Source organism: Labrys methylaminiphilus subsp. lupini, assembly GCF_051161885.1.
GTDB lineage: Bacteria > Pseudomonadota > Alphaproteobacteria > Rhizobiales > Labraceae > Labrys.
The window spans coordinates 3230571-3256554 of the sequence record NZ_JBMDIH010000001.1; the positions used below are offsets into that span (position 1 = coordinate 3230571).

25 protein-coding genes and 1 tRNA gene are annotated in these 25984 nt (G+C 59.9%); 19 read left to right on the forward strand and 7 right to left on the reverse strand.

Annotated features, from left to right (window positions below; all coding sequences use genetic code 11):
• Positions 1-45: 45 nt before the first annotated feature.
• From ACN6KF_RS15260 to ACN6KF_RS15295, 8 genes are read left to right on the forward strand one after another with little or no spacing between them, the layout of a single operon-like run.
• Complete coding sequence (locus ACN6KF_RS15260) at positions 46-492, forward strand: hypothetical protein (RefSeq protein ID WP_434957649.1); 447 nt, start codon at positions 46-48, stop codon at positions 490-492.
• Positions 493-533: 41 nt separating this feature from the next.
• Positions 534-1079: a phage connector family protein gene (locus ACN6KF_RS15265; protein WP_434957650.1), complete on the forward strand. Its 546-nt coding sequence runs from the start codon at positions 534-536 to the stop codon at positions 1077-1079.
• Complete coding sequence (locus ACN6KF_RS15270) at positions 1076-1552, forward strand: HNH endonuclease (protein WP_434957651.1); 477 nt, start codon at positions 1076-1078, stop codon at positions 1550-1552. The genes ACN6KF_RS15265 and ACN6KF_RS15270 overlap by 4 nt, the downstream gene beginning before the upstream one ends.
• Positions 1552-4017 (forward strand): phage tail protein, encoded by a 2466-nt coding sequence (locus tag ACN6KF_RS15275; protein WP_434957652.1) that lies wholly within the window; start codon positions 1552-1554, stop codon positions 4015-4017. Before ACN6KF_RS15270 ends, ACN6KF_RS15275 begins: the two co-directional genes overlap by 1 nt.
• A 1-nt stretch (position 4018) precedes the next feature.
• Complete coding sequence (locus ACN6KF_RS15280) at positions 4019-4507, forward strand: virion core protein, T7 gp14 family (RefSeq protein WP_434957653.1); 489 nt, start codon at positions 4019-4021, stop codon at positions 4505-4507.
• Positions 4508-7342: a phage tail tip lysozyme gene (locus ACN6KF_RS15285; protein ID WP_434957654.1), complete on the forward strand. Its 2835-nt coding sequence runs from the start codon at positions 4508-4510 to the stop codon at positions 7340-7342. It begins immediately after the preceding gene.
• 3 nt (positions 7343-7345) lie between these two features.
• Positions 7346-9820, forward strand: a complete 2475-nt coding sequence (locus tag ACN6KF_RS15290; RefSeq protein WP_434957655.1) for an ADP-ribosyltransferase-containing protein — start codon at positions 7346-7348, stop codon at positions 9818-9820.
• Entirely contained in the window at positions 9808-12354 is a 2547-nt protein-coding gene (locus tag ACN6KF_RS15295; protein ID WP_434957656.1) for a hypothetical protein, read from the forward strand. The genes ACN6KF_RS15290 and ACN6KF_RS15295 overlap by 13 nt, the downstream gene beginning before the upstream one ends.
• On the opposite strand, the gene ACN6KF_RS15300 is transcribed toward ACN6KF_RS15295, so the two are convergent.
• On the reverse strand, positions 12335-12622 hold the full coding sequence (locus tag ACN6KF_RS15300) for a hypothetical protein (RefSeq protein WP_434957657.1): 288 nt from the start codon (positions 12620-12622) through the stop codon (positions 12335-12337). The genes ACN6KF_RS15295 and ACN6KF_RS15300 overlap by 20 nt on opposite strands.
• Before the next feature lie 84 nt (positions 12623-12706).
• Between ACN6KF_RS15300 and ACN6KF_RS15305 the strand changes: the two genes are divergently transcribed.
• Entirely contained in the window at positions 12707-13489 is a 783-nt protein-coding gene (locus tag ACN6KF_RS15305) for a hypothetical protein (RefSeq protein WP_434957658.1), read from the forward strand.
• Positions 13486-15408, forward strand: a complete 1923-nt coding sequence (locus tag ACN6KF_RS15310) for a hypothetical protein (RefSeq protein ID WP_434957659.1) — start codon at positions 13486-13488, stop codon at positions 15406-15408. Before ACN6KF_RS15305 ends, ACN6KF_RS15310 begins: the two co-directional genes overlap by 4 nt.
• Here the strand turns inward: ACN6KF_RS15310 and ACN6KF_RS15315 are convergent.
• Positions 15401-15652, reverse strand: coding sequence for a hypothetical protein (locus tag ACN6KF_RS15315; protein WP_434957660.1), 252 nt, complete (start codon positions 15650-15652; stop codon positions 15401-15403). The genes ACN6KF_RS15310 and ACN6KF_RS15315 overlap by 8 nt on opposite strands.
• 81 nt (positions 15653-15733) lie before the next feature.
• Between ACN6KF_RS15315 and ACN6KF_RS15320 the strand changes: the two genes are divergently transcribed.
• From ACN6KF_RS15320 to ACN6KF_RS15350, 7 genes are all read left to right on the forward strand, one after another.
• Positions 15734-15889: a hypothetical protein gene (locus tag ACN6KF_RS15320; RefSeq protein ID WP_434957661.1), complete on the forward strand. Its 156-nt coding sequence runs from the start codon at positions 15734-15736 to the stop codon at positions 15887-15889.
• Entirely contained in the window at positions 15889-16455 is a 567-nt protein-coding gene (locus ACN6KF_RS15325) for a glycoside hydrolase family 19 protein (RefSeq protein WP_434957662.1), read from the forward strand. The genes ACN6KF_RS15320 and ACN6KF_RS15325 overlap by 1 nt, the downstream gene beginning before the upstream one ends.
• A 102-nt stretch (positions 16456-16557) precedes the next feature.
• Positions 16558-16935, forward strand: a complete 378-nt coding sequence (locus ACN6KF_RS15330; protein ID WP_434957663.1) for a hypothetical protein — start codon at positions 16558-16560, stop codon at positions 16933-16935.
• An 11-nt stretch (positions 16936-16946) separates the two neighbouring features.
• Positions 16947-17237: a hypothetical protein gene (locus tag ACN6KF_RS15335; RefSeq protein WP_434957664.1), complete on the forward strand. Its 291-nt coding sequence runs from the start codon at positions 16947-16949 to the stop codon at positions 17235-17237.
• A complete protein-coding gene (locus ACN6KF_RS15340; RefSeq protein ID WP_434957665.1) occupies positions 17234-17569 on the forward strand; it encodes a hypothetical protein in 336 nt (111 codons plus the stop codon). The genes ACN6KF_RS15335 and ACN6KF_RS15340 overlap by 4 nt, the downstream gene beginning before the upstream one ends.
• A gap of 58 nt (positions 17570-17627) precedes the next feature.
• Positions 17628-18092, forward strand: a complete 465-nt coding sequence (locus tag ACN6KF_RS15345; RefSeq protein WP_434957666.1) for a hypothetical protein — start codon at positions 17628-17630, stop codon at positions 18090-18092.
• Between the two features lie 57 nt (positions 18093-18149).
• The gene (locus ACN6KF_RS15350; protein WP_434957667.1) at positions 18150-18431 is read left to right on the forward strand and encodes a hypothetical protein; all 282 of its coding nucleotides are present in this window, start codon (positions 18150-18152) and stop codon (positions 18429-18431) included.
• Between the two features lie 710 nt (positions 18432-19141).
• On the opposite strand, the gene ACN6KF_RS15355 is transcribed toward ACN6KF_RS15350, so the two are convergent.
• Positions 19142-19216: transfer RNA gene (locus tag ACN6KF_RS15355), tRNA-Gly, on the reverse strand.
• Between the two features lie 222 nt (positions 19217-19438).
• Here ACN6KF_RS15355 and ACN6KF_RS15360 point away from each other — a divergent pair.
• The gene (locus ACN6KF_RS15360; RefSeq protein WP_434957668.1) at positions 19439-21046 is read left to right on the forward strand and encodes a peptide chain release factor 3; all 1608 of its coding nucleotides are present in this window, start codon (positions 19439-19441) and stop codon (positions 21044-21046) included.
• A 174-nt stretch (positions 21047-21220) separates the two neighbouring features.
• Here the strand turns inward: ACN6KF_RS15360 and ACN6KF_RS15365 are convergent, their stop codons facing one another.
• A complete protein-coding gene (locus ACN6KF_RS15365; protein ID WP_434957669.1) occupies positions 21221-22285 on the reverse strand; it encodes an alkene reductase in 1065 nt (354 codons plus the stop codon).
• Positions 22286-22429: 144 nt separating this feature from the next.
• Between ACN6KF_RS15365 and ACN6KF_RS15370 the strand changes: the two genes are divergently transcribed.
• The gene (locus ACN6KF_RS15370; RefSeq protein WP_434957670.1) at positions 22430-22729 is read left to right on the forward strand and encodes an ArsR/SmtB family transcription factor; all 300 of its coding nucleotides are present in this window, start codon (positions 22430-22432) and stop codon (positions 22727-22729) included.
• Positions 22730-22982: 253 nt separating this feature from the next.
• Here the strand turns inward: ACN6KF_RS15370 and ftrA are convergent, their stop codons facing one another.
• The 3 genes from ftrA to ACN6KF_RS15385 form a co-directional block, all read right to left on the reverse strand.
• Complete coding sequence (gene ftrA, locus ACN6KF_RS15375) at positions 22983-23981, reverse strand: transcriptional regulator FtrA (RefSeq protein ID WP_434959684.1); 999 nt, start codon at positions 23979-23981, stop codon at positions 22983-22985.
• Positions 23982-24110: 129 nt separating this feature from the next.
• Positions 24111-24965 (reverse strand): amino acid ABC transporter permease, encoded by an 855-nt coding sequence (locus ACN6KF_RS15380; RefSeq protein WP_434957671.1) that lies wholly within the window; start codon positions 24963-24965, stop codon positions 24111-24113.
• 119 nt (positions 24966-25084) lie between these two features.
• Positions 25085-25897, reverse strand: coding sequence for a transporter substrate-binding domain-containing protein (locus tag ACN6KF_RS15385; protein ID WP_434957672.1), 813 nt, complete (start codon positions 25895-25897; stop codon positions 25085-25087).
• Between the last annotated feature and the right edge of the window lie 87 nt (positions 25898-25984).

Consider the following 25984-nt stretch of genomic DNA (forward strand, 5'->3'; position numbering starts at 1 on the left):
AGGCCGGAGCCAACGCTCCGGCCTTTCTCTTTTCGGAGTTGCGACATGCAAATCACTGATGGCAATGGGAACATCCTTGGCGATGCCGCAGCCCGGCCTCTCTATGTGACGCAAGGCGGAAGCACTGGTGGTGCCCCGGCAGGGTCTACCGCTGTTGCGGCCTCATCCGGCAATGTCGCGGCGGCCACGGCCACGGCCACGCTTGCAGGCGCCGCAGCGAAGACCACCTATATCAGCGGCTTTGAGATCACGGGTGGCGGCGCTACGGCCGGCGCAATCGTGACGGCCACGATCACCGGTACTCTTGGCGGCACGCTCTCCTACAACATCGCAGTGCCCACTGGTGCCACTGTCGGCATCACGCCGCTTGTGGTGTTCTTCAACCCGCCGCTGCCAGCCAGCGCGGTCAACACGGCAATCGTCGTATCATCCCCCAGCTTCGGCGCCGGCAATACCAACGCCGCCGTCACGGCCCACGGCTACCAAGTCTGATGTCCGTCAATCTCGACATCACCGAGATTTCCAATCTCGCATTGGACTATCTGGATGAGGCTCCTTTGACCTCGATCGATGATAATTCCGCTGTCGGACGTTGGTTCAAACGTAACTTCTGGCCCATCGCCTGGAGCCTGATGCGCCGGCATCCGTGGAACTTTGCCATGACGCGGACCATGCTGCCAGCCTCGGCAACGGCGCCTGCGTTCGGCTGGTCCTATGCCTATGATGTCCCGGTTGATTGCCTCCGCGTGATGCCTCTGACCTGCGATGGTGGCGAGGAGAGCCAGACCATCAAACACAAAGTCGAAGGCACGCAGATCCTTACCAATGAGCCGGCGCCACGCCCGGTTCGCTATGTGCGCCGTGTCGACAATACCGGGCAGTTCGATCAGCAGTTCACCGATGTGTTGGCCATGGCCCTGGCTCAGAAGGCTAGCCATTTCATCACAGGCAAGGCCTCCTATGCCCAGCAGATCGGGCAGCAGTTGCAGGCCGCCATGCAGGATGCCCAAGGCATCGATGCTCTGGAGGGCACGCCTGATGATCCCGAAGATTCATTTTGGGAGAACGCCCGCCAATGACCGATTTAACGCCTGATGATGTCCGAAGCGTTCTTCAATATGACCCCGATACCGGGGTTTTTTTTAGCCTCAAAACCAAGAAGAATATCGGAGCTACAGACGGCATTGGCTACCAGCGCTTCAAGATCGGAGGCAAGCTTTACAGGCTTCATCGCCTCGCCTGGGTAATAATTTATGGAGAATGGCCCGCTGGTGATGTTGATCATATTAATGGGAACACTTTCGATAATCGTATTTGCAATTTACGTGTAGCGACGCGCGCCCTGAATATCGCAAATTCAAAGCTTTCAAAGAAAAATACATCAGGATACAAGGGCGTAAGCTATAGCAAATCCAGAAATAAATGGCAGTCATACATTACTGTTGCAAGGAAGCACATTTTTCTTGGCAATTACGACTGTCCAACTAAGGCCCATGCCGCATATTTCGAAGCCGCGAAAAGATATTTCGGCGAATTCGCGAGAGCTTCCTGATGGCCGTCTATGACCTCAAGCCCGTCTTCAGCCGCGGTGAGCTTTCCCCAAAGCTGCACAGCCGCGCCGACTTGGAGCACTTCAAGACCGGACTCAAGGAATGCCAAAACTTCATGGTGATGCGCCAGGGTGGCCTGACCCGCCGCCCCGGCACGCAATTCGTGCAGGAGGTGAAAGATAGCACTCGCCCCGCCCGCTTCATTCCCTTCATCTTCTCTGCCAGCCAAGCCTACATGCTGGTGTTCAATGCCGGCGTGTTCCGGGTCTATACCCTTGGTGGGCGGGTAGGAACGGTTGAGGTCGCGCATCCTTATGCTGATGGCGATCTGTTTCAGCTCGATTTCGACCAGACAAACGACGTCCTGGACATCACACACAAGAGCTACGCGCCGCGGCGGGTGAGGCGCCAGAGCGACACGTCCTGGTCGATCGCAACCGTGAACTTCCGGTTTGGTCCCTTTCTCCCCATCAATGATACCGCTACGTCGCTTACGCCTTCAGCGACCGGCAACCCGATCCCAAAGATGACCAGCAACACCACTCCGAGTGGCACGGCTGATGCATCATCCGTCAATACTTTTCCAGCATGGGGAGCCTTTGATCGAGATAGCTCGACAACGTGGAATGCATCCAGCCCTGCGAACGAATGGCTCTCCTATACGTTCCCATCAGCGCGTATCATCGTTGGATATTCCGTCCAGAGCGGAACCGGCCTCGTTGGTGGAGAGCAATGGATATTGCGAGCACCAAAGGCTTGGACGTTCGAGGGTAGCAATGATGGCGTTAACTGGACGGTCCTAGATAGCCAGTTCGGACAATCAAGCTGGAGCGATGGTGAAATTCGCTTCTTTCGCTTCACCAACACGACTGCCTATGTCGGCTATCGCATCAATATCACGTCCAACAATGGCGCGGTGAACGTCGGCATTGCCGAGATGGCCTTCACCGAGGACATGGCCACTGCGCCAGCGATCCCAATCACCGCATCGTCAACGGCAGGCATCAATGGTGGTGCTGGCTTCACCTCCGATGACATCGGCCGGATCGTTGCTATTCTCGGTTCGAACGCGGTCTATCGCGCATTCGTCATCACCGCGGTTACCTCCACCACTGTGGTGCAGGCCAAGCTCGACGACGCTCCACTTCCGGTCGCTCAGGGCACATTGCAGTGGCGTCTCGGCGCTTGGGGTGTCACGCCTGGATGGCCGGCGCATGTTGCCACCTTCGAACAACGCAAGGTCTACGCCCGCACCAATGCCCAGCCCTCGGGCATCTGGGCCACCAAGACGGGTGGCTATGGCTCCTTCCTGGATTTCTCGGTCACCGTCCCGGTCAAGGATGATGACGCGATCTCCTTCACGCTGACCGATGTGAATGAAATCCAGTGGATTGCGGAGGGCTCTGATCTCCTGATGGGTACGGCCGGTGCCGCTCGCACCATGGGCCGCGATAGTCCGAACCTGCCATTCTCGGCCAACAACTTCCGGCAGATGCTCGCCTCGTCCTTCGCCTCTCAGGCCATCCGCCCGGTGAAGGTAGGCAACTCGACGGTCTTCATATCGAGCTTCGGCAAGGCTATGCGGGAGTTCGTGCAGAGCGATAACGGCGTCGGCTATGCCACTCCAGATATCTCGATCCTCTCCGAACATCTCCTGACCTCAGGCGTCACTGAGGTCTCCTATTCCCAGGAGCCCGATAGCATTATCTGGCTCCCCAATGGCAACGGCGCTCTCATCGGCATGACCTATGAGAAAGAACAGTCCATGGCTGGATTTCACCGTCACCCTGTCGGCGGCAATGGTTTTGTGGAGAGTTCCGGCACCATTCCAGGCCAAGGGCGCAATGAACTGTGGCTCATCGTCCGGCGCACCATTGGTGGCGTCACGAAACGCTACATTGAGCGCATGGCGCCAGCGTTCAACCTCGCCACCATGCCGCTTGCCAATGCCTGGTATCTGGATTGCGCCCTGCAGACCGTAGGAGCGCCGGCAACGGGAGTCACGGGGCTTGGGCACCTTGAGGGCATGACCGTCTCTATCCTGGCGGATGGCGCCCGTGAGGACGATCAGGTTGTCACCGGAGGTGCTGTCACACTGGCCTCGGGCCGGCCAGCGAGCACGATCACCGTGGGGCTGCCTTATACCTCTCGTGCCCGCCTGATGCCGTCCTCTGTCTCCGCGGGCGATGGTTCCGGTCTCGGGCGCCGGAAGAAGATCGTCTTTGCCAAGATCGACTTTCTGGAAACCGGCTCTCTGCGCGTCGGGCGCGACGATGCAACGGCGGAAGAAGTCGCATTCCGCAGCACGAGCGATGACCTCGGAGAGGCTCCGTCCCTTCACACCGGTTTTCATGATGCGCGACCTGAAACCAAGTGGGGCGACAAGGGTGAACTCGTCATGATCGCCGATGGCCCCCTACCCGCAACCATCCGCTCCATCACGCCTGTCACAGATCCGGAGCCGTAGAATGTGCCCACCGATCCTTATCGCTGGTCTCAGTGCTGCCATGGGCGCAGTCGGCGCCATCCAGCAGGGCAGCGCGGCCAAGGCGCAAGCTGATGCTCAGGCGGACGCCTATCGCAGGCAGGCTTTGATCGAGACGCAGACCGGAGAGTATCAGGCCGCCCGCCGTCAGGATCAGGTCAACAACACGATGGGCACGCAGACGGCCCTGGTTGGCGGATCTGGTGTTACTCTTGATGGCAGCCCGTCCGACGTCATCAGCTCAACGGCAAGCGAAGGTGCGCTCGATACATCGGCAATTCGCTGGAACGCCCGCAATCAGGCCGACACCCTGAACTATCAGGCCAAGCTCTCGAACATCTCCGGCAAGAACGCTCAGACTGGCAGCTACTTCAATGCGGCCGGCAGCTTGTTCGGCGGCCTCGGGCAGATCGGCAAGATGTATGACCCGAAGCGCACGATGTTCGGGAATGTCTTCGGAATGGGTTCGTAAATGCCTCGTTTCCCGACTGAGCAGGCCAGCGTTGGGCTCAACCCAGGCTCGACGCCACAGGTGCGCACTGGTGCCGAGGCTATTGGCGCCGGGCTGCAGAACCTTGGCCAGGGGCTGAGCGAGGCGGCTGTAGGGCTGCATCATTACCAGAAGATCCAGGAACAGAAGCGGGCCTTCAATACCGATAACAACACCGACGTTTTCGCTGCGCAACAGAAGACGCTCTATCAGGATTTCCAGCAGAATAGCGCGCCTCAGGATGGCGATGGTCTCCACGGCGCCTGGATGGCCCAGTTCGACGAGAATGCTAAGACGTATGTCGCGAGTGTCCCTGCCGATCAACGCGAGAAAGTCGCGGGGCAAATCTCGTTGCTACGTCAAGGCTGGGAAACGCAATCGGCAGGTGACGAATATACGCTCGGCAACAATTACAGCCTGAACACCGTGAAGGGGCTGTATGAGGCCACTCAAAACGAGGTTCGCAACAATCCTGCTGGCCGTGATGTGGCTGAAAAGACCCTCTTCGACCGCATCGACAATGCCCCTTATCTGACCCCGCAGCAAAGGGCGCTGACAAAGGACAGCTATAAGAATGGCATTGAGATTGCACAGGTCAAAGGTCTAGCCGGCGATGACCCCGATAAGGTCAAGGAAATGGCCGGTCGTGACGGGGCTTCTATTGCTCTCCCCAAGGGCGCCATTGGCCCAGCACAGGCTGACCGTGAAAGCGCTGCGATGTCCTATTTCATCGGCCGCGGCTACAGCCGTGAGCAGGCGGCCGGCATTGTTGGAAATCTCGTGCATGAAAGCGGGGGCCTGAACGTCAAGAGCCGGAACCCCGGCGACGGGTCGGATGGCACCGATAGCATTGGGATCGCCCAGTGGAACAGCACCCGCGCGACAAACCTCAAGGCTTTTGCCGCAGCGCAGGGCAAAGACTGGCATGACCTAGGTGTGCAACTTGCCTTCGTCGATCATGAGTTGAACACCGGCTATTCTGGCGTGAAGCAAAAGCTTCTGGCTGCTAAGACGCCAGACGAAGCGGCAGGTGTGTTCGTTACGGGTTATGAGCGTCCGCAAGGGTCAGAGAGTGGCGCTACTGCCTCACATGGGTGGAGCAACCGTCGCGATCAATCCCGGCGTTTGGCGGGTGGTGACTATAAGCCAGGCGAGACTGAAGCTGGATCGTCGACACCTAATCCTCAGTTCGCTTCCATCACCATGGATCAATGGGATGGCCTCATCAATACGGCCCGCACTGCGCAGAACCAGAACCGTGCTATCGCGCAGGGTGAACTGGAGCCGCGCGTACAGGACGCCTCAGCCGCCCTGATGACCACGGGCCGCTATGATGGGCGCATGCCTACGCAGCAGGACTTCGCTGCCGCCTACGGTCCTCAGGAAGGCGCGCAGCGGTATTCTAGCTTCCGCCAAGTCCAGGACATTGGCCAACACATCGACGCCTTCAAGTCGATGACGCCTGAGCAGATTCAGTCTGATATCGAGGCCTCGAAGCCTATCGGCGCTGGCGATGGTTTCGCCATGGCCCAGTCTCGCTATGAGGCGATGGCAAAGGCGGGCGCCACTACGATCAAGATGCGTCAGGAAGATCCAGCTGGCTACATCAAGAGCATCAATCCGAAGGTCGCAGCATTATGGCAGAGCGCCAACACGCCGGATGGATATCGGAATGCCCTTGCCGCCATGGCTGCTGCACAGTCTCAGATCGGTATCACGCCGCAGAACCAGAAACTGCTGCCAGACGATTTCGCCAAACAGACCTTGGATGCATACAAGAACGATGCCTTGACCGTGCAGCAGCGCATGGCGCCTGTCTTGGGGGCCATCCTCCGCACCAACAACCCCGATCAACAGAAGGCGATCTTCGGACAGCTCGTAAAGGCCGGTCTGCCGACAACGATGACCGGGGCGATCGAGGCCTATTCCCGCGGCGATCAAGGGGCCGGCGATCGGTTGATGTCTGCTGTCATGCTCGATCCTGCCAAGCTTCCCACGGATGGGGCAGTGAAGACGGCTGATATCAATACAGCAGTCGCGGCGCTCATGGCTCCCGGCCAGATCGGCAACATGGCCTATGGTCTCCAGAACGGCAACCCAGACAATATCGGCCGCGCCCAAGATGGCATGGAGATCCTGAAGCGGTCGGCACAGCTTCGCATCGCTCAGGGTGAAACGGACGCCACCAAGGCCGTCAAGGATGCTGCCCAAGATCTATTCGGCAAGCAGCACGCCTACAGCAATACGTTCGGCGGCATGAACTTCTCAGCCATCATACCCGATGGCGCAGACCTGGGCTCTCTCTCCCGCGGCATGATTGCGATGCGGCCACAGATCGAAGCGGCTGCAGCCAATGCTGCAACGCAATTCATTCGTGAGAAAAACATAGCCAAAGGCAACCCGACGACTGAGGCTGTGATGGCGGCCGATATCAAAGCGCAAACCAGCAACGTTATGAACGGCGGCCAGATCATCAACTATGGCCGTGATGGCTTCGCCTTCCTCGACCCCTACACCAACAAGTTTGTTCCCGGCACAGACGGCAAGCCCCTCGTGTTCAAGCTCGGTGATTTCCAGGCAGCAGATCAGGCTGCTCAGCAGCAGAGTCAGCCAACCCAGTCTCAGGGCGCGCCCTGGTTCCTCGGAGGGGCCGGCCAGACAGGCATGAACTTCCTGCCGCCTCAGGCCGCGCCAAAGGCGGGAACCGTGCCACAGATCAAAGCACCGGAACCCCCGACCAACGGGGTTCCAACGTCTGGTTCTGATGCCTTTCAACGGGCCCGGGACATGGTCGATCCTAGTCAGCTCGGAAACTGATAGATGGCATTTTCCTTCATGGATGGTCCTAGCGGCGATGCCTACACGCCGCAGGAGTTCCTGACGCACGCCTTCGATCAGCCGTTCTCGGCCTCGCAATCGTTCGGGGCAGCTGTAACGCAGGGTGCGCTCGATTCCTTCGGCCTCGGCACCACCATCAAGTCGCAGACCATTGATCAGGGCAGGCAGTTCGTCCCGACCGATGATGCAAGCCGCGTTCCGCCGGTCAACATGAATGATCTGCTGACCGATGTGTCGCCGGCGATCAGGCAAGAGACCGATCCGGAGATCAAGCAGCGCGGCGACCAGCCGCTAAACCAGCAGCAATATAAGGCATCGCCCTATTATCGCGAGGCGATCCCGTGGTCAGATAACATGACCGTCAACCGTGCCCGCGATCTCTCGGCCTATTGGGACGTCAAGGCCGTGCGCGAGGAGATGGCAGCCAGTCACCCAATCGTGGCGTTCGCCGGCACGTTGACGGGGAGCGCCCTCGATCCCATCAACTATATCCCTGTCCTTGGTGAAGGCGCTGCATCAGCTGCCGTCGCACGGTTCGGCGTCATCGGCGGGCGGGCTCTTGTGGCCAGTGCCGATGCTGCATTGAACCAGGGCATTGCTGGGCTTCTGACGGCAGGCACCCGAGCGCAGTACGGCGATGATGTCTCCTGGCAGTCTCAGGTTTCACAGATGGCCATGGGCGCCGCCCTTGGCGCTGGCTTTGGTGCTATCGGCGGCATCTTCCATGTCCGCGCCAATGCACGTGCGGCCGCCCTTCGTACGGAACTGGAGCAGAGATTTTCTACGATCCGTGAAGGCCAACAGTCCATGGCCAATTTGCGCGAGGCTGTTGCAGGTCTTGCCAATGATGGCGTCGTTGATCTCAGCGATAACGCCATCACCCATGTGAACGATCTTGCGGGGCGAGTGCAGCGGGAATTGCCATCGGCTTATGCCAGCCGTGTCCTGTCCGAAACGATGCCAGAGGATCTGCGCCGGCTCTCTGAACTCGACACTGCCATTGCAGGCAATCAGGGCGAACTGGCTTCTCTTCGTTCCGAGAGCATGGACAATGAGCGTTTTGGATCGACGCGAGCCGCCTTCATCGAGGCACAGCAGCTCGACGCCACCTATCAACGCCTGTCGGATGCGGCCGATAAAGCCAATTCGGACAAGCAGCGCGCTCAACTGCAGAAGCAAATGGATGACGTCCAAGCCAAGGTGAAGGCCGTCTTCGATAGGCTAGACCCTGCAACGGTCGACCGGCTGCAGGAACTGGAGCAAGCCATTCCCCTTCGCGAAAAGGCTTTGGCTGATGCCAGGGCCGCACGCGAGCCTGTGGTTGACAAGATCGAAACGGCCCGCAAGGATATTCAGGATCGGTATATCAAGGGCGACTTCTCGCCCGAACCGGTGGCCGCACCAGAGCTTCAGCCTCTCAAGGATTTCGAGCGGACGCCCGAAACAAGCTCTCTCGCCAAGAACATCGAAACGCCTACGGCCCAATGGGCACCGGAGAGCAAGGCGCGCAATGATGCCGGCGAATTGGTGTCTGTCTATCATGGCACCTTCAATCGCTTCGAGAAGTTCGACCGCGAAAAGCTCGGCAAGGAAACCGGTGCAGGCTCAGCCAGGGAAGGCTTCTTCTTCACCGAGAACAAGGATGTGGCCGGCGGGTATGCCAAGGACGACCCTTATGAAGTCAGCCCGCTTCTCCGCACTCTGAACAAGCTCACCCTTGGCGGCTATAAGAAGCTGAACGAGGCGGTCACCAAAATGTTTGGCAAGTCGGCGATCACCGAAGGCCGGGTCGTCACTGCACATCTTGATGCCAAGAACCCGCTGGTTGTCGAGTATGGCGGCAGGGAGATCAACGAAAAGGAAGTTGCTGATATCCTCCGCAAGGCCAAGGAAGACGGCCACGACGCGGTACAGTTCAAACAGATCAGCGACCCAGGCTATACCGATGCCAGCAGCGCCGTTGCCGATAATTGGGTGGTGTTCAGCCCTGATCAGATCAAGATCGTTGACCATGGCGACCCCAGCCTGAATGCTCGTGCCGAGCAAGGACGCAAGATGGAGACCGAGCGCGCCAGCCTAATCCAGCGCTTTCAGGAAGAAGGCTCTCGCCCGCAAGAGGCGGCTGCTACCGCCCGCCCCGACACTGTATCATCTGCACCGGCCCCTCTGTCTCGCGACAATATCGCCATGAAGCCGGCACAGGAACGCACCTCTCCCCAGGCCCTCCAGGCGGCGAAGGCCGTCGGCAAGCCAGCCAAACCGGAAGAGGTTGCCGAGGCGAATGGCGTCAACTATGAGACCGGAGAATTCAAGGAACAGGCGTGGCTCGATCAGTTGGACAAGGAAGGCCGCCTGACGGAAGCCGACCGTGCCGCAATGCAAACTGCCAATGACAACTTAGAGACGGCGAAAAGCTGGGGCGAAGCTCTCCGTGCTGCCGTGGCGTGTCTGATATGAATTATCGTCCTGACGCTGCCTGCTTCAATGCCGCCAAGGAAGCCAGCGGCGGAAAGCTGACTGACGATGAAATCCTCCAGGCCTTCCAGAAGGTATCGGACGAGAAGGAACGGCTGATCGCCCGAGGCGAGACAGGCAATCTTGCAGACCGTTTGCAGCAGAAGGCCGAGGTCGAAGCGCAACGTGCCCAGATCGCCGCCTCCATCAACAAGCGGATCGAGGCCATCAACATCCTGACACTCGACAAGCTGGTTGAGGTTTCGGACAAGATGAAGGCCCAGGGCATGAAGCCTCATACGGTGCTTCAGAGCCTGATGCGTGGCACGGAAAGCCGAGTGGAAGGCAGCCGCGTTTCGGTCGATGCCAACTCCCTTTCCTTCCGTGGCATGTTCCTGGGAGACATGTTCGGCCAGATCCAGCGCGAGCGGCCGGAAGTCTTTGAAATGCTGCGCCATCGCGAGTTCGACAATGATGTCGTCCGCGAGATGATGGAGTTGCGCGAAGGCGGAACGCCAGGCATCACCAAGAACAAGGACGCCCAGTACATCGCCAAGGTCTATGCGACTTATGCCGAGATGAGCCGCGTCCAGTTGAACAAGCTTGGAGCCTCGATCGGCAAGCTGGACGGCTGGGCCGGCGCACAGACCCACGATGATCATTTGCTCATGCGCGCCGGCAAGGTGAAGTGGGTCGACGATATCACCAAGCTTCTCGACATGGAGCGCACCTTCCCTGAAGCCCAGTCCATGGCAGAAGTCCGCGATATCCTGGATGATGTGTACGACACCATTGTCACGGGCATCTCATCCAAGCCTGTCGAGCGCCAGTCTTCCGGCCGCGTCAATCCGGCCAACCTCGCCAAGTCTCTTGGCAAAGAACGCGTCCTACACTTCAAGGATGCCGATGCGGTGATCGCCTATCGTGATACCTATGGCTACGGCAACACTTCCTCCTCAATCATGGCGCATCAGAGCAAGGCAGCCAAGCTAGCCGCGGCCATGCAGATGTTTGGCGCCAATCCGGAAAACATGGTGATCAAGCTGGCTGACAGGATGGCCCGCGATATCCGTGACGATCCCAAGATTGACCCGGCCCAGAAGCAGAAGCTGATCCAGAAGTTGCGCACGGATGGCGGTTCGATTCGTGTCGATCTGGACATCATGTCAGGGCTTGCCTCTCGCCCGGTGAACGCCAACATGGCGATGATCAGCAGCAACATCCGCGCTGTTCAGTCCATGGCCAAACTCGGTGGAGCGACGATCTCCTCCATGCCGGCCGACGTTGTGACAAACGCTATCGCCGCACAGTTCCGCGGTAGCGGCTTCTGGAAGGGCTTGACCGATAGCCTCGGCAGCATCCTGGAAGGTCGCCCCAAGGGCGAGCAGAAGGAAATCACCTACCTTCTGAATGAGGGCTTTGAAGGCATCATCGGTCATATCAATGCCGACGCAACGGCGAATGACGCACCTCTGGGAAAAGTCTCCACGCTGATGGAGAAGTTCTTCAAGATGAACGGCATGACGTGGTGGGATGGCATCATGCGTGGTGGCTCCGTCCGCACCATTGCCGCTGAGATGGGCATGCGAGCTTCGAAGGAGTTCTCCAAGTTGCCTCCTGCCTATCAGCATGTCCTGCTGCAAGGCGGCATCGATGAGGCTCGCTGGAACGTTCTCAGGCAGGCAGAAGCGCGGCTTTCAAATGGGCGCTCCTACATCCTCGGTGACAGCATGCGCGATCTCAGTGACGAGGCTGTTGCGCCTCTGATTGGAAAGACCGTTCGCGATGCTGACGAGGCTCGCTTCGATTTGGAAATGAAGGTCCGCGCCTTTGTGGCCGATCAATCCAGGTACGCCATGATCTCCACGGATGCCCGATCGCGCGCCTTCTCCACTCAGGGGCTCAGGGCCGGCACCAAGGCTGGCGAAGCCATTCGCTACATCGGCCAATTCAAGGGCTTCCCCATTGCCTTCACACAGCGAGTTCTGGGCCGCGCCGCCTTTGGTCAGCGGACCGGTGCATTGTCATGGGAAGGCGGCGCACATATCGGCACGATCATTGCTGGCCTTGGCGCTGCCGGATACATGGCCATGGTGATGAAGGATGCCTTGAAGGGCAACTGGCCGCCGCGCGATCCATCGGACCCGAAGACCATGCTTGCAGCCTTCCAGCAAGGCGGCGCGCTTGGTATTTATGGCGACTACCTGTTTGCCCAGAACAATCGTTTCGGTGGCGGCCCTCTTGAGACATTGGCCGGCCCTACGATTGGTACGGCAGCCGATGTCATCAAGGCAGGATTGACCACCCGCGATTATCTGCAGGGTAAGCTGGAAGGTGGTAAATCAGCCAGTCCGGCGGCCCAATGGATCAGCCTGCTCCAGGGCAACGCGCCGTTCGCCAATCTGTTCTATACCAAACCAGCTCTGGACTATCTCATCCTGAACAATGCGCGGGACTGGGCAACGCCTGGTGCTACCGCTCGAGCTGCCCGCCAACGCTTCAAGGATTATGGCCAGACTACTTGGGGGCAGAGGTAGGAATGAGCTTCTTCGCAATGACAGTGGCTATGCCGCCCCATACGATGCTGGCGAACAGACAGGCCAGAAGCAAATGGGATGGGATATCACCTTTGCGCAGAAGCATCCCAATCCCGAGATAGGCAACTGCCGTTGCCACCATTGTTGCTGCCAATGACTTATCCCAGGACAGTTTTCTGAAAAGGATGGCGGCCACAATGGCCACGATCCATCCCAATGGGTCAAGTGTCACACCCGTGAAATAGCCGATGATTGCAGCCGCATTCATCCTTGCCGCCCTCTGCTTGAAACGAACAGCTCTTCTACCACAGCCCGCCCTCACCCGGCGGGTTTTTCTTTACCCGGAGCCCTCATGACAATCCCCAGCTATGACAACCGCCGGAGCTATGCGGGCGACGGGACTACGACCGTATTTGCCTTCCCGCCTCCGTTCACGACGAACACAGATCTTGTTGTCGCAATCAAGGACGCTTCAGGCAATTACACGACCAAGATCCTGGCCACAGACTACACGCTGACCGGCGCCGGCAATCCGGCTGGTGGCACGGCGACAATGGTGGCGGCGCCCGTCACTGGCTCGACACTGATCATCCTCCGCAAGGTGCCGCCTACGCAGAACATGAACCTGCAAGACGGCGGCCCGCAACCATCCAAGACCGTCAATGGCGCCCATGACCGCCGGGCCATGGTCGAGCAATACATTCTCGACATGATGGCACGCTCGCTTACCAAGGGCGAACTGGACGACGGGACTGGCCCTTTCAATGCCGGTGGATCGCAGGTCATTGGCGCCGCGGATGCAACGCGCGGCGACGGGCTGGTGACTTTTTCTCAGCTTGCGATCGCGATCGGTACCGGGGTGATCGGCCCGGCCGGGTCGGTGACGAAACGCCAAGTTTATCTTGCACTACAGGATACGAGCAATCCGGCCGGGTCGAACATGGTCCCCAACGTGAATGCCTATGCCGATCCGTTGTCGACCGATCCAACTATAGCGGCTCAAGCTGCGCAGTGGTTCGCCGGCTCGGCCATGGCCCCGAATGATCCCCTCTATACCCTAATCCAGACTGCGACTGGCTGGAGTAGCCCGCAGATGGCCACCTTCATGACACTCGCCCGGAGTAAGCCAGTATGACCCGTTTCCTCGCCTTTCTCCTGGCACTCTTTGCGACCGTTGCCGTTGCGCAAGCTAAGGGCACGCCGACATTCCAGATCGACAACTCCGGCACGACCCGCTGCCTCACCATCTGGGATCTGACGTCGCCGAATGTCGATAAGGGCATTCAGATCGGGTGCACAGATACGCGCATCGGATCTTGGGATCTCCCGATTGCAACGCGGAACCTGTCTCAAATCACCGAGCGCGAGCTGAGGGCCTTCGGCTACCGCGGTGATAATACATCGCGCACGCTGGCCTCCGCTCCCACGATCAATGGGCGCCCAACAACGGGGTGGACCCTCGGCCAATGGCAGGCGATCTTGCCAGCGGCTACGGCCCTTACCGATGAACTCGATTGGGTGGTTCTGCAATCGTTCATCACCGCTGCTGGCTCCAATCCCATCTCGATCAACCTTGGCCCCAGCAAGCCCACAGTCAACAAGACGCTGTCGGCGTGCGGCCCCAATGTCCGCATTAATGGCTCAGGAGCACAGGCGACGATCTTCAACGTCAATGCAGATGTGGATCTCATCAACTATTGCCAGGGCGGCTCTGATCCGCTCGTCTCTGCACGCCTGGAATTGGAGAACTTCGGGGCGATCAAGACAGCCAATACCAGCGCCAATTATGCCATTCAGGCGCGCTTTCGCCCCCAGACAAACTTGCTGGCCAAGAACCTTAATTTCCAGGGGTTTAACAATTGCATCCGCACCGAGAACGGCGCTGGCATGGTCATCGACTCGGTGTTTTGCTACACGCAGCGCGCCGGCGGCTCCACCGGGCTCGGTACTGGCTTGGAGATCCAGGGCGGCCCGCACACTGACACAGGCACTGGCCAGGCTGTTGGTGGCACCTTCATCAACCACATCTCCAATAGCCTGATGCAGGGGTACGAACTTTGCTATCGGTTCTATGCCCTTGGTGCTGGGCTTGAAGATCAGCGTATAACCAATTCGGGTGGCGGCGGCTGTCGCCGTGGGCTCCAGATCACTGGTGCGATGACCGGCACTGCCGGCAATTACTCGCCATTCGAGTTCTCCATCGACAACTTCTCCTGCGATGCGACGACGACTTGCCTTGATGTCGATCGTGGCTGGCACGTAATCGTTCGTGGCGGCGATTTCTTGCTTGCCCCGGCTATTCCGGCAACCACCTGGAACGGCACCGGAGCAGACTTCATCCGCATCTGCCGGGCGAATACGGTCAATATCCGGGACGCCTTTATTTCGAACAATGCCCAAGCTATCGGGATCGGCGACTTCATCCATGTCCGCTCTGACAATGCATGCGGTCTGACTGGTCCGATCAATCCTCTGGTTTCCCAGATCACCAATAACACCATCGAGGTTGGCAACCTCGCTTTTACGTCCAGCGTATTCAAGGCGGATGCTGGCTCAGTCGGCATCCTGTTCAAGGACAATGTGTTCACCTCGGCCTTCGTGCCGATTGAGCCGGCTGCGAACTATATCGTCTGGAACAACACCGACAACAATTCGGCGCTTTTCCGGAACGTCAACCTTGGGTTCACTGCTCAGAGCAACCCGGCCGCCTTTGCGATCACAACGAATGTGAACTTCAACGCGGCTTCGCTGGCTCTGCCTCCTGGTAAGTGGCTATGCCAGGGGAATATCCAGTATCTGCCAGCTGGTGGCACAACCCTGGCTGTTGTCCAGGGGGCCTTGAACACGACCTCGGTAACGATCCCGGCCAATGGCGTCCAAGGTGGTTTTCAAGAGGTCACCAATCAGGCGGCGGGCCAAGGCGGCATCTTCAACACCGGTAGCTATGCCTTTGACCTGACAGCCTCAAGCACGATTTATTTGGTGGGTGTCGCTCAGTTCTCCGGTAGCACCTCCAACGCCAACGGCAATCTTCAGTGCGTCCGCATCAGATAACCCTCTTAGCGGCGTCGTGCCTGTACATCCATCTGAGATGGAATTCTCCGTCATCTTCCCTGACGTAGATATCGGCGTCTCTGCGCTGCGCCGCCGATTGTGCCTCTGATGAGCTTTTGGCGAACTCAAAGGCCTCATCCTTGGTCGGGTAAACCCTTGATCTCATGCCGTCCCGCTCGATTTGGACGTCGAAGCCAAAGCCGGTCGGGTCGCGGTCGACATAGTAGCTTCTGCGAATAGTCATCTCTCAACCTCTCAGCGGCCATGCATCCTGCCGATGACGGTAGGCCGGCGCAATACCCGATCCCCAACAAGGACAACTTCCATGTTCCGCACCCTGCTTCTCGGGGCGACTTTGCTCGCCCTGATGTCCTGCACCACGATCTGCTTTTCGCCCTCAAATTGCGGATGGCGCAGCACCAGCGGCGATATGTCGAACCGTGATGCTGCCGCGCTGTCCAAGATGATTGGGGGCAAGTGATGATCGGCGCCCCCTTCTTCGCCAAGGTGAAGAGCGCGTTCGGCAAGCTCACTCAGGATCAGGTCAATGGCTTCAATGTCCTGTCGGCCGCATGGGATAAAGATGGCGACGGCGATCTCCGAAAGTTCGCCTATGTGCTGGCAACCGCTTGGCACGAGACGGCCGAGACCATGCAGCCCATTGCTGAGTACGGAAAGGGCAAAGGCCGCGCCTATGGCTCGCCGGACAAGGTGACGGGCAAGACCTATTACGGCCGCGGCTATGTCCAGCTCACCTGGAAATACAACTATGAGCGCGCCAGCAAGGAACTAGGCGTCGATCTGGTGAGTAACCCAGACAAGGCCATGCAGCCTGAGATCGCCGCCCCTGTCGCTGTGCTTGGCATGATGGAGGGCTGGTTCACCGGCAAGCGTCTGGCGAGCTATTTCAACAGCACAAAGAGTGACCCGATTTGGGCAAGGTCAATCATCAACGGAAAGCGCAAAGGCGAAACGCTTCCTGACCGTGCCGTCCTGATCTCTGCCTACCACATCAAGTTCCTCTCAGCCCTGAAAGCTTCAGCATGACTGGCTTTCTTCTGCTCTGCCTCGTCTGCGGCGTCTTCTATTGGCTCGCCGGCCGCGTCGGCGTGTAACCGCGTCTCCCCTCCCCAACAAGGACCATTCCTCATGAAACTTCGTGCTCTCCTTGGCGCGGCGATGCTGGTGCTCGCCCTCGCCTCGTGCTCGACCCTCAACAAGATCGCCGGCTACACCGTCTCTCAGAAGCAGGTCGCTATCGCCGTCCAGGGCTTCGACGGTGTGAAGGCTACCGCCACCAACGTCCTCAACCTGCCCGACTGCAAAGAAGGCCAGAAGGCCATCAAGGACGGCTGCATCACGCAGAGCCTTGGCCGAACCATCGTCGCAGACGTGGATGCCGGTACAGCGGCCCGCAACAGCCTGTGGGTGGCTTCCAAAGGCACCACCGAGGGCATCGGTGTTCGCGCTGCCTATGACGCCGTGGTGGCCGCGACAGCCGCCCTCAACAAAGACATCAAAGGCTAGGAGCCATCCCCATGGATATCACCACCATTGGCCTCGTGCTGAACATCATCCTGAACCTCGTCCAGAACCTCACCGACAACAAGACCGTCGACAAGATCGTGACACTGCTCGAACAGTGGATTCCGGTCATCCTGAAAGAGGCACAGGATCTCATCCCGGTTGTGACCGGCATCATCGCCACCCTTCAGGGCAACGATGTGCTCACACCAGAACAGGTCGCCACGATCGATGCCTTGAACGCGAAAGTCGACGCTGATTTCGATAAGGCTTCCGCTCGCTTCCGGACTGGAGGCGCAACATGAAACTCTCGGATTATCTCAACTGGCAGCAGATGCTTGCCGCCTTCTGGAAGCTCATGCCTCTCATCGCCGGCATCCTGATCGGCAAGGGCTGGCTCTCTCAGGAGCAGTTCGACTACATCATGCAGAACCAGAGCGCTGTCACCACGGCGGTTGGTGGCGTGATCGCCGGCGCGACGGTCTTTTATTCGTTCTGGAAGAACCGGCCCAACAAGCGCGCCGCGGATGTCGCCAATGATCCCGGCAAGGCTGTCGTCGTCGATGACGCCAAGGACGCCGCGAACATCGTCAAGATCGACCCCAAAACCGCATCGTCGGTCACGGTGGCGCCATAGCCTGGCGCCTCCATCCTCCACCTGTTGTGCCACTGCTTAACTGAAGGATACTCCACCAGTGGAGGACATTGCGAACCAACCAGAAGAGGATCGCCCCATGCATATGCAACGGCCATCATGGATCAGTTCAACCTTCGACGCAGGGAATCTGATCACGCTTGCCGTCATCCTCGTAACCGTGGTCACCGCATGGAATAGGATGGAGGCCAACCAGGCGGCCAATCTGGCCTGGCAGATCAACCAGGACAAAGCCTATGCCGAGATACGGAGCAACACCGAAGCTCGGTTTGTCGCGATAGAGACCAAGATTGCCCCGGTCGATTCGATCGTCTACCGCCTCACCAAAGCGGAAGGAGAGATCATCAATACCAATGTCAGGGTTGACCGCATCGTCGACAGCTTTGGCGACCGGTTGGAGGTCCTGCGCAAGGACATCAATTCGGTGGGTACCAAGGTGGAGGTCCTGACAACCACCATCGCCGATCAGAACCGCCGCCTGCAGGGCATCACGCCAACGCGCTAAGGGAGGGGCCTTGACTCTCCTCCTCCCCAAGAACAAACTGGGAACATGGAGGCGGCCATGTCCATTCAGGTCTCAGTTTTGATGCATATGTTTTTCCGGCCGCGACCGGGTGGCCTGAACTATTGCGTGGAGGATTGGGGCCATGTTCACGAGCCGGAGAAGGATTACGAGACCATTGCCGCCTGCGATGGAATTCTGATGGCGCGCCGTGCCTTTGGTGCTGCCGTCGAAGAGCACCCGCATAAGCGCATCCTATTGCGCCACGGCATGCGGGTGGTGTTGAGTTCGGAGAATTTCTCAGAGCGCCATGATCCGCTTAACTATCCGAGTGGGGAGTGAGCCCATTGGCGCGGACAGCATCCAAAGCGCTCTGGCCAGCCTTGGTCAGGCTCCACATGCAATGGTAATAGGGGCTATTTTCCTTGCCGTTGCTCACCAACCCGCGAGTTTTGAGCTGGCGCAGCGTTGCCGATATCTGAGGGGCAGTCATCGGCGTATGGCGGCTGAGCCAATATGAAGAGGCCCCTGTTGCGCTCGCTTCCTCGCAACGCTGCAATGCTCGAATCTGGCGCGGCGAAAATTCCTTTTTTCTCATGGCTACACCTCACCTCTTCGGCATTGTGGAAGTGGCATCCAGCAATCCGGCCCGTACTTTCCCTCTTGCCTGCCATTGGTCATATTGGTTGGATCAAGGATAACCCACGGGTATTTTTCATCACCCCCAGTAGTGTTTGGGGCGAGGCCCCAGTATGCGGCTTCGACATAACCATCCGATGAGATGAGGATTACGGTGCCATCCTTCGGCGCCGTCACAATTGGTTGCCAATCACTCATCGCCAAGCCCTCCCATTCAGCCAATCACGGCTTTGGCTTCCTGGCGTCGGGAGGGGATAGGAGAACGAATCAGGCCGAACGCTTCCCCACTTTCCCCCACTTGGGGAGGGATGTTCCGGATTCGTTGCGCACCGGTAGGCACAAGCCTGGATAGGTGGCCCGAAGGCCAACCTATCGCAAGACATTGATATGTTGAGAGTTTTTAAGTGGTCCACTGGAGCGGGAGAAGGGATTCGAACCCTCGACCCCAACCTTGGCAAGGTTGTGCTCTACCCCTGAGCTACTCCCGCATCCGTGGGCCGCAGATGCTCGTTGCATCGGCGTGGGCGCTCTATGCCAAAGCCCGTGACGGATTGCAACAGGCAAGTTTCAGTTTTTTTGCATTGCGTGATCAATCCACAGGCCGCGCTTATATCGCCGGGGGTGACGCGAGCCCCGTTTCGTGCCAAAAGCGCGCCAATTCCCGATGATCGCCCCCGCTTCTGGGCCTCAAACTTTTCTGTGGTTCCGCCTTGAACGATCTGTCACACACTTCGGCCATCACCCCGCTCGCCCGCGAAGTCGAGCGGCGGCGCACCTTCGCCATCATTTCCCACCCGGACGCCGGCAAGACCACGCTGACGGAAAAGCTGCTGTTGTTCGGCGGCGCGATTCAGCTGGCTGGCCAGGTCAAGGCCAAGGCAGAAAAGCGCAATACCCGCTCGGACTGGATGTCGATCGAGCGCGAGCGCGGCATTTCGGTGGTCACCTCGGTGATGACCTTCGAATATGAGGGCCTCGTCTTCAACCTGCTCGACACGCCGGGCCACGAAGACTTCTCGGAAGATACCTATCGCACGCTCACGGCCGTCGATTCGGCGGTAATGGTGATCGACGCGGCCAAGGGCATCGAGGCGCGCACGCGCAAATTGTTCGAGGTCTGCCGCCTGCGCGACATTCCCATCGTCACCTTCATCAACAAGATGGACCGCGAGGGGCGCGACCCCTTCGAGCTGCTCGACGAGATCGAGAAGACGCTGGCCCTCTCCACCGTGCCGATGACCTGGCCACTCGGCCGCGGCCGCGACTTCGCCGGTACCTATGACCTGGCCGCCAGCCATGTCCGCCTGCTCGACAAGGACACCGCGCCGATTCCAGTCGAGGCTGGCGATGCGGCCGCCCTCGCCCGCGCCGTGCCTTCCATCGACGCCGAAGCAGCATCCGAGGAGATCGCGCTGGTCCAGGAAGCCTGCGGCGAGTTCGATCTCGCCGCCTTCCGCGAAGGCCATATGACGCCGGTGTTCTTCGGCTCGGCCATCAAGAATTTCGGCGTGGGCGACCTGCTCAAGGGCCTGGGCGATTACGCGCCCCAGCCGCGCGACCAGGAGGCGGCCACCCGCATGGTCGAAGCGACGGAGGACAATTTGTCCGCCTTCGTCTTCAAGATCCAGGCCAACATGGATCCCAATCACCGTGACCGCATCGCCTTCGTACGGCTGTGCTCGGGCAAGCTGACGCGCGGCATGAAGGTGAAGCAGGTGCGTACCGGCAAGTCGATGAGCCTCAACGCGCCACAATTCTTCTTCGCCCAGGATCGCGCTCTGGCCGAGGAGGCCTATGCGGGCGATGTGGTCGGCATTCCCAACCACGGTGCCCTGCGCATCGGCGACACGCTCACCGAGCGCGAAGAGATCGCCTTCCTCGGCGTACCCAGCTTCGCCCCGGAAATCCTGCGCCGGGTGCGCCTGCCCGACGCCATGAAGGCCAAGAAGCTCAAGGACGCCCTGCAGGACCTCGCTGAGGAAGGCGTGGTGCAGGTGTTCCGTCCGCGCGACGGCTCCCCTGCCCTGGTCGGCGTGGTCGGCGCCCTGCAGCTCGACGTGCTGCAGGGCCGGCTGGCCGCTGAATACGGGCTGGAGATCCGCTTCGAGCCCTCCGAATTCGCGCTGGCGCGCTGGGTTTCGGCACCGACGAAGCAAGAGCTCGACAGTTTCCTCACTTCCCACAACTTCTCGATCGCCGACGATCTCGACGGCGATCCGGTGTTCATGGCCAAATCCGCCTTCGACCTGCGCTATCAGGGCGAAAGGTCACCGGCCATCGTCTTCGCCGACATCAAGGACGTGAAGAAGGCTAAGTAAAGGAGCGCGGAGATCCTAGAGCAAAGCGCGTTTAGACGGAAACGCTGTTCTTGGTGATTCCACCAAATCGCAAAACGCTTTAGCGACATGCCTGCATGTCGCGATGTCCGCTCTTGGAAACGCTGCGCGTGCAGGACAGGAAGAGCGGACTGGAAGTCCGCGCTCCCAGGAGGATCACGCCGGCACTTCTTCCAGCGCCGGATAATCCGTATAGCCCTCGGCGCCCTTGGCATAGAAGGTCGCGGCATTCCACGGGGTGAGCGGTGCGCCGAGCGACAGGCGCTTGGGCAGGTCCGGATTGGAGATGAAAAGCTTGCCGAAAGCCGCCGCATCGGCTGCGCCGCTCTCGACCAGGGCTTCGGCGTCTGCGGCCGTCAGCTTTTCGTTGGCGATGAAGACGCCCTTGAAATTGCTGCGGATCACCGGAGCAACGCTGGAACCATCGGCGTATTCGCGAGCGCAGATGAAGGCGATCCCGCGGGCGTCCAATTGCCGGGCGACATAGCCGAACAGAGCCGGCGCGTCGGAATCGCCCATCGAATGCGAATCACCGCGCGGGGCGAGATGCATGCCAACCCGGTCGGCACCCCAAACCGAAATCACCGCGTCGGTGATCTCAAGCATCAGCCGCGCCCGGTTCTCGATCGAGCCGCCATAGGCGTCGGTGCGCTTGTTGGTGGAATCCTGCAGGAACTGGTCGAGCAGATAGCCGTTGGCGCCGTGGATCTCGACGCCGTCGAAGCCGGCCTCCTTGGCATTGGCAGCGCCCTGGCGATAGGCCTCAACGATAGCGGGGATCTCGTCGAGTTCGAGTGCACGCGGCGTGACATAGGGCTTTTCGGGCTTGATGAGGCTGACATGGCCTGCAGGCGCGATGGCGCTCGGCGCTACCGGCAGGGCCCCGTCGAGATAGACAGGATCGGAAATGCGACCGACATGCCAAAGCTGCAGGGCGATGCGCCCGCCGGCCTCGTGCACGGCCTTGGTGATGACCCTCCAGCCCTCGACCTGCTCCCGCGACCAGATACCGGGGGTATCGGGATAGCCCACGCCCATCGGCGTGACGGCGGTGGCCTCGGTCAGGATCAGGCCGGCCGAGGCGCGTTGGACATAGTAATCACGCATCAGCGTGTTGGGCACGCGGCCTGCGCTGGCGCGGGTACGGGTCAACGGGGCCATGACGACGCGGTTGGGCAGGTCGAGCGCGCCGATACGAATGGGATCAAGTAAGGAGGGCATTGGAAGAACCTTGTTCCAAATGGCTTTTCTGGGTGATCGCTTGACACTCCTGCACCTGGCTTACACAGACTTAACTGGTGGTCGGCTCGCCGAGGCGTTAAAGTTTCAAAGTTCGATGTTCGTCGAATATAGGTATAAGAAGCCATGAAGCAACACCCTCACCCCGATGTGAACAACATCAATCTGATCGGCGTTCTGGCCGCCCTCGGTGATCCGGTGCGGCTGCACATCGTCACCACGCTGCTCGCGGAGGGCGAGAAGGGATCGACGGAATTCGATTGCCAGGTCGCCAATTCGACGCTGAGCCATCACATCAAACAGTTGCGCGAGGCAGGCGTCGTCAGCCACCGCAAGGAAGGCACGCGCTGCTTCGTCGCCCTGCGCCCGGATATCGATGAAAAATTCCCGGGTTTGCTACAATCCGTGCTGAAATTTGCCGACTAAACTTCTTAGATCGCAGGCTTTCAGCCCATAGGCGCTCACTTTGTGGAACTCGGTGCTTATCTGGTGGGTCGATCTCCAGATCGACCATCTTGGAAGCGCCGTGCTTGCCGGCAGGAAGATGCCGATCTGGAGATCGGCACACCTCGTTTCAGGCGCCTCCACTCGCAAAGTTGGCGCCTATGGGCTTCCAGCCTGCCTTGGACAGGCTCCGGCTAGGAAGAAGCAGGCTGGAAGCCTGCAATCTCAGGAAGAGCTACCCGCCGTAAAAGCGCGCCCGATAGGCCGCAGGACTGACGCCCACGCGACGCCGGAAATGATGGCGCATCGTCTCCAGCGAATTGAAGCCGCAGCTTGCGGCAACGTCACCGAGCGAGGCGCCGAGATTGCGCTCGAGCTGTTCCCGAGCCAGCCGCACGCGCTCGGCCACCAGCCATTCTCCCGGCGGCAACCCCGTCGTCTCCTCGAAACGGCGCTGGAAGGTGCGCTGGCTCATGCCGGAACGAGCGGCAATCGTCTCGATACGATGGGGGAGGGCCAAATTCTGCCGCAGCCAGTCGATCAACGGGGCGAGCCGGGCGGACTCGCGCTCGCGTGGCACCGGCCGTTCGATGAACTGGGCCTGGCCGCCATCGCGATGCGGGGGCACCACCAGCCGGCGCGCCACGGTGTTGGCGGCATCCGGCCCGAAGTCCCGCCGGATCACATGCAGGCACAGATCCAGCGCCGCCGCGCTGCCGGCAGCGGTGAGAACGTCGCCGAGGTCGACATAAAGCCGGTCCGGGTCGAGCACGATACTGGGATGGCGAGCGCCGATATCAGCCGCATAGCGCCAATGCGTGGTCGCCTCCCGGCCATCGAGCAGGCCGCAGGCGGCGAGCACGGCGATACCGGAACACAGCGACATCAGGCGGGCACCGCGCCGATGCACGGATTTGAGACAGGCGATCAGATCCGCCGGCACCGGCGTGTCGATACCACGCCAGCCCGGCACGATGACGAGATCGGCCTCGTCCAGCAGTTCCAGGCCGGCATGCGATTCCACCGTCAGCCCGCCTGCCGCCCGCAACGGGCCGGGCTCGATGGCGCAGGTGGCATAGCGATACCAGAAAGGCCCCATCTCGGGGCGCGACAGGCCGAACACCTCATAGGCCACCCCGAACTCGAAGGTGCACAGGCCATCATAGACGAGCACGGCCACGAGGGGACCGGCGGGAGAGGAAACATCTGGCATGATCTTGACGGAATGTGCCAGTTCGGCCAGGACGGCGCAAGGGACTGTAGGTTTCCAACCTCCTTGGAGGGTCGATCTCCAGATCGACCTCTTTATCCGCACACTCAGCGTTTCCAAGAGGTCAATCTGGAGATTGACCCTCCAGTACCCCTAATCCTGCCGAACCTCGTTACGACGCATGCGCTGCTCCAGCCGGCGCACCAGGAGGGTCAGGCCGATGGTCATCACCAGATAGAAGAAGGCCACCACCGTATAGGTCTCGAAGAAGCGGAAGGTGGAAGCGGTATAGGTTTTGCCGTTCTGGGTGATGTCGGCGATGCCGAGCACGGACACCAGCGAGGAATCCTTCAGCATGGAGACGAGGTCGTTGCCGAGCGGCGGCGTCATCGTCTTGAAGGCCTGCGGCAGCACGACCAGGCGCATGGTCTTGAAGCGCGTAAGGCCGAGGGCCTGCGCGGCTTCGAACTGTCCTGCGGGGATGGATTGGATACCGCCGCGCACGATCTCGGCGATGAAGGCCGAATAGGCCAGGGTCAGCGCGAAGATCGCGCGCCACTCGAAACTAAAATCGCGGATGGTGATCTCCGGCATGAAACCGGCGGCGATGGCTGGGCCGAACAGCGCGACATAGCCTTCGATCAGTGCCGGGCCGACCGCAAAGGCGATATAATAGAGCAGCACGATCATGGGCACGCCGCGCATGACCTCGACATAGGCCTTGAGCGCCTCCCCGAGCCAGCGCGAGTGCGACACCAGGCCCAGCGCAAGAATGGTGCCGAGAACCAATGAAGCGGCGAAGGCGATCACGGTCACCCGGATGGTGACGAAGAGCCCCTGCCCGACCACGCCGAAGATGATGCGATATTGCTCGCTGGCCAGGCCGCCGATCAGGACGGCGGCCCCCAGCACGACGAGGATCACCAGCCACCAGGGCACTTTCGACAGGAAGGAGGGCGGCGGCGGTGGCGCGTGGCGGGGCGTGCCGGCGGCGGGAGATGTCGTCATCTGCAGAAAGGAAGATCCGGAAGTGAGGCAGGCGGCCCGAGGATCGGACCGATGGGCATTTTCGTCATCGCTTCGTTCCGCCCGCCATGACGCCATGGCACCAGGCGGCCGGCACCGGCTCAGTTCGCGGTCTTGTAGTCGAAGAACCACTTCTTATCGAGAGCCTTGGTCGTCCCGTCGGCCTTCATGGCAGCCAGGGCAGCGTTGACAGGACCGATGAGATCGGAGCCCTGCTTGAGGATGAAGCCGAACTCGTCATGGCCGAGGCCATTGCCGACGATCTTGAAGCTGTCGGGCGAAGCGGCGATGTTGCCTTCGGCGCCGGCCTTGTCCATCAGCACCGTATCGACATCGCCCGATTTAAGCGCCTGTACCGAGGCCCCGAACGTCTCGAACAGCTTGAGGCGTGGGCTCTTGTCGTTGCCGCCAAGCAGATCGGTGACCGAGACGAAGAAATTGGTGGTGCCGGACTGGGCACCGACGAACAGCTTGTCGTCGGTTGCGAAGCTCTTGGCGTCGGTGAAGCGCTTCTCATCGGCCCGCACCAGCATGAACTGCTCGGACACCAAATAGGGGTCGGTGAACGCGACCTGCTTCTTGCGCTCATCGGTGATGGAGATGCCGTCCATGCCGATGTCGAACTGGCCATTCTGCACGGCCTGGATCATGGCGTCCCAGGACGAGGTCTTCCATTCGATCTTGGCATTGAGGCGCTTGCTGATCTCGTTGATCGCATCATATTCCCAGCCGATGCCCTGCCCCGTCTTCGGATCGGTAAAGTTCAGCGGAAAATAGGCGTTCTCGGTGACGGCGACGATGGTGCGGCCCTTGAGATCGGGTAGCGTCTGGGCCTCGGCCGGTCCCTGGGTCAATCCAAGGGGAACGGCCATGGCGGCGAGGGCGCCAAGGGCAAGAAAGGTGCGGCGAAGCATCGGGAAACTCCGGTGTGGCGGGCTCAAGCCGCAACCTTGCCACGCAGGTTTCATGCCGAACAGGGGATTTTCACGGTCCCCACATGG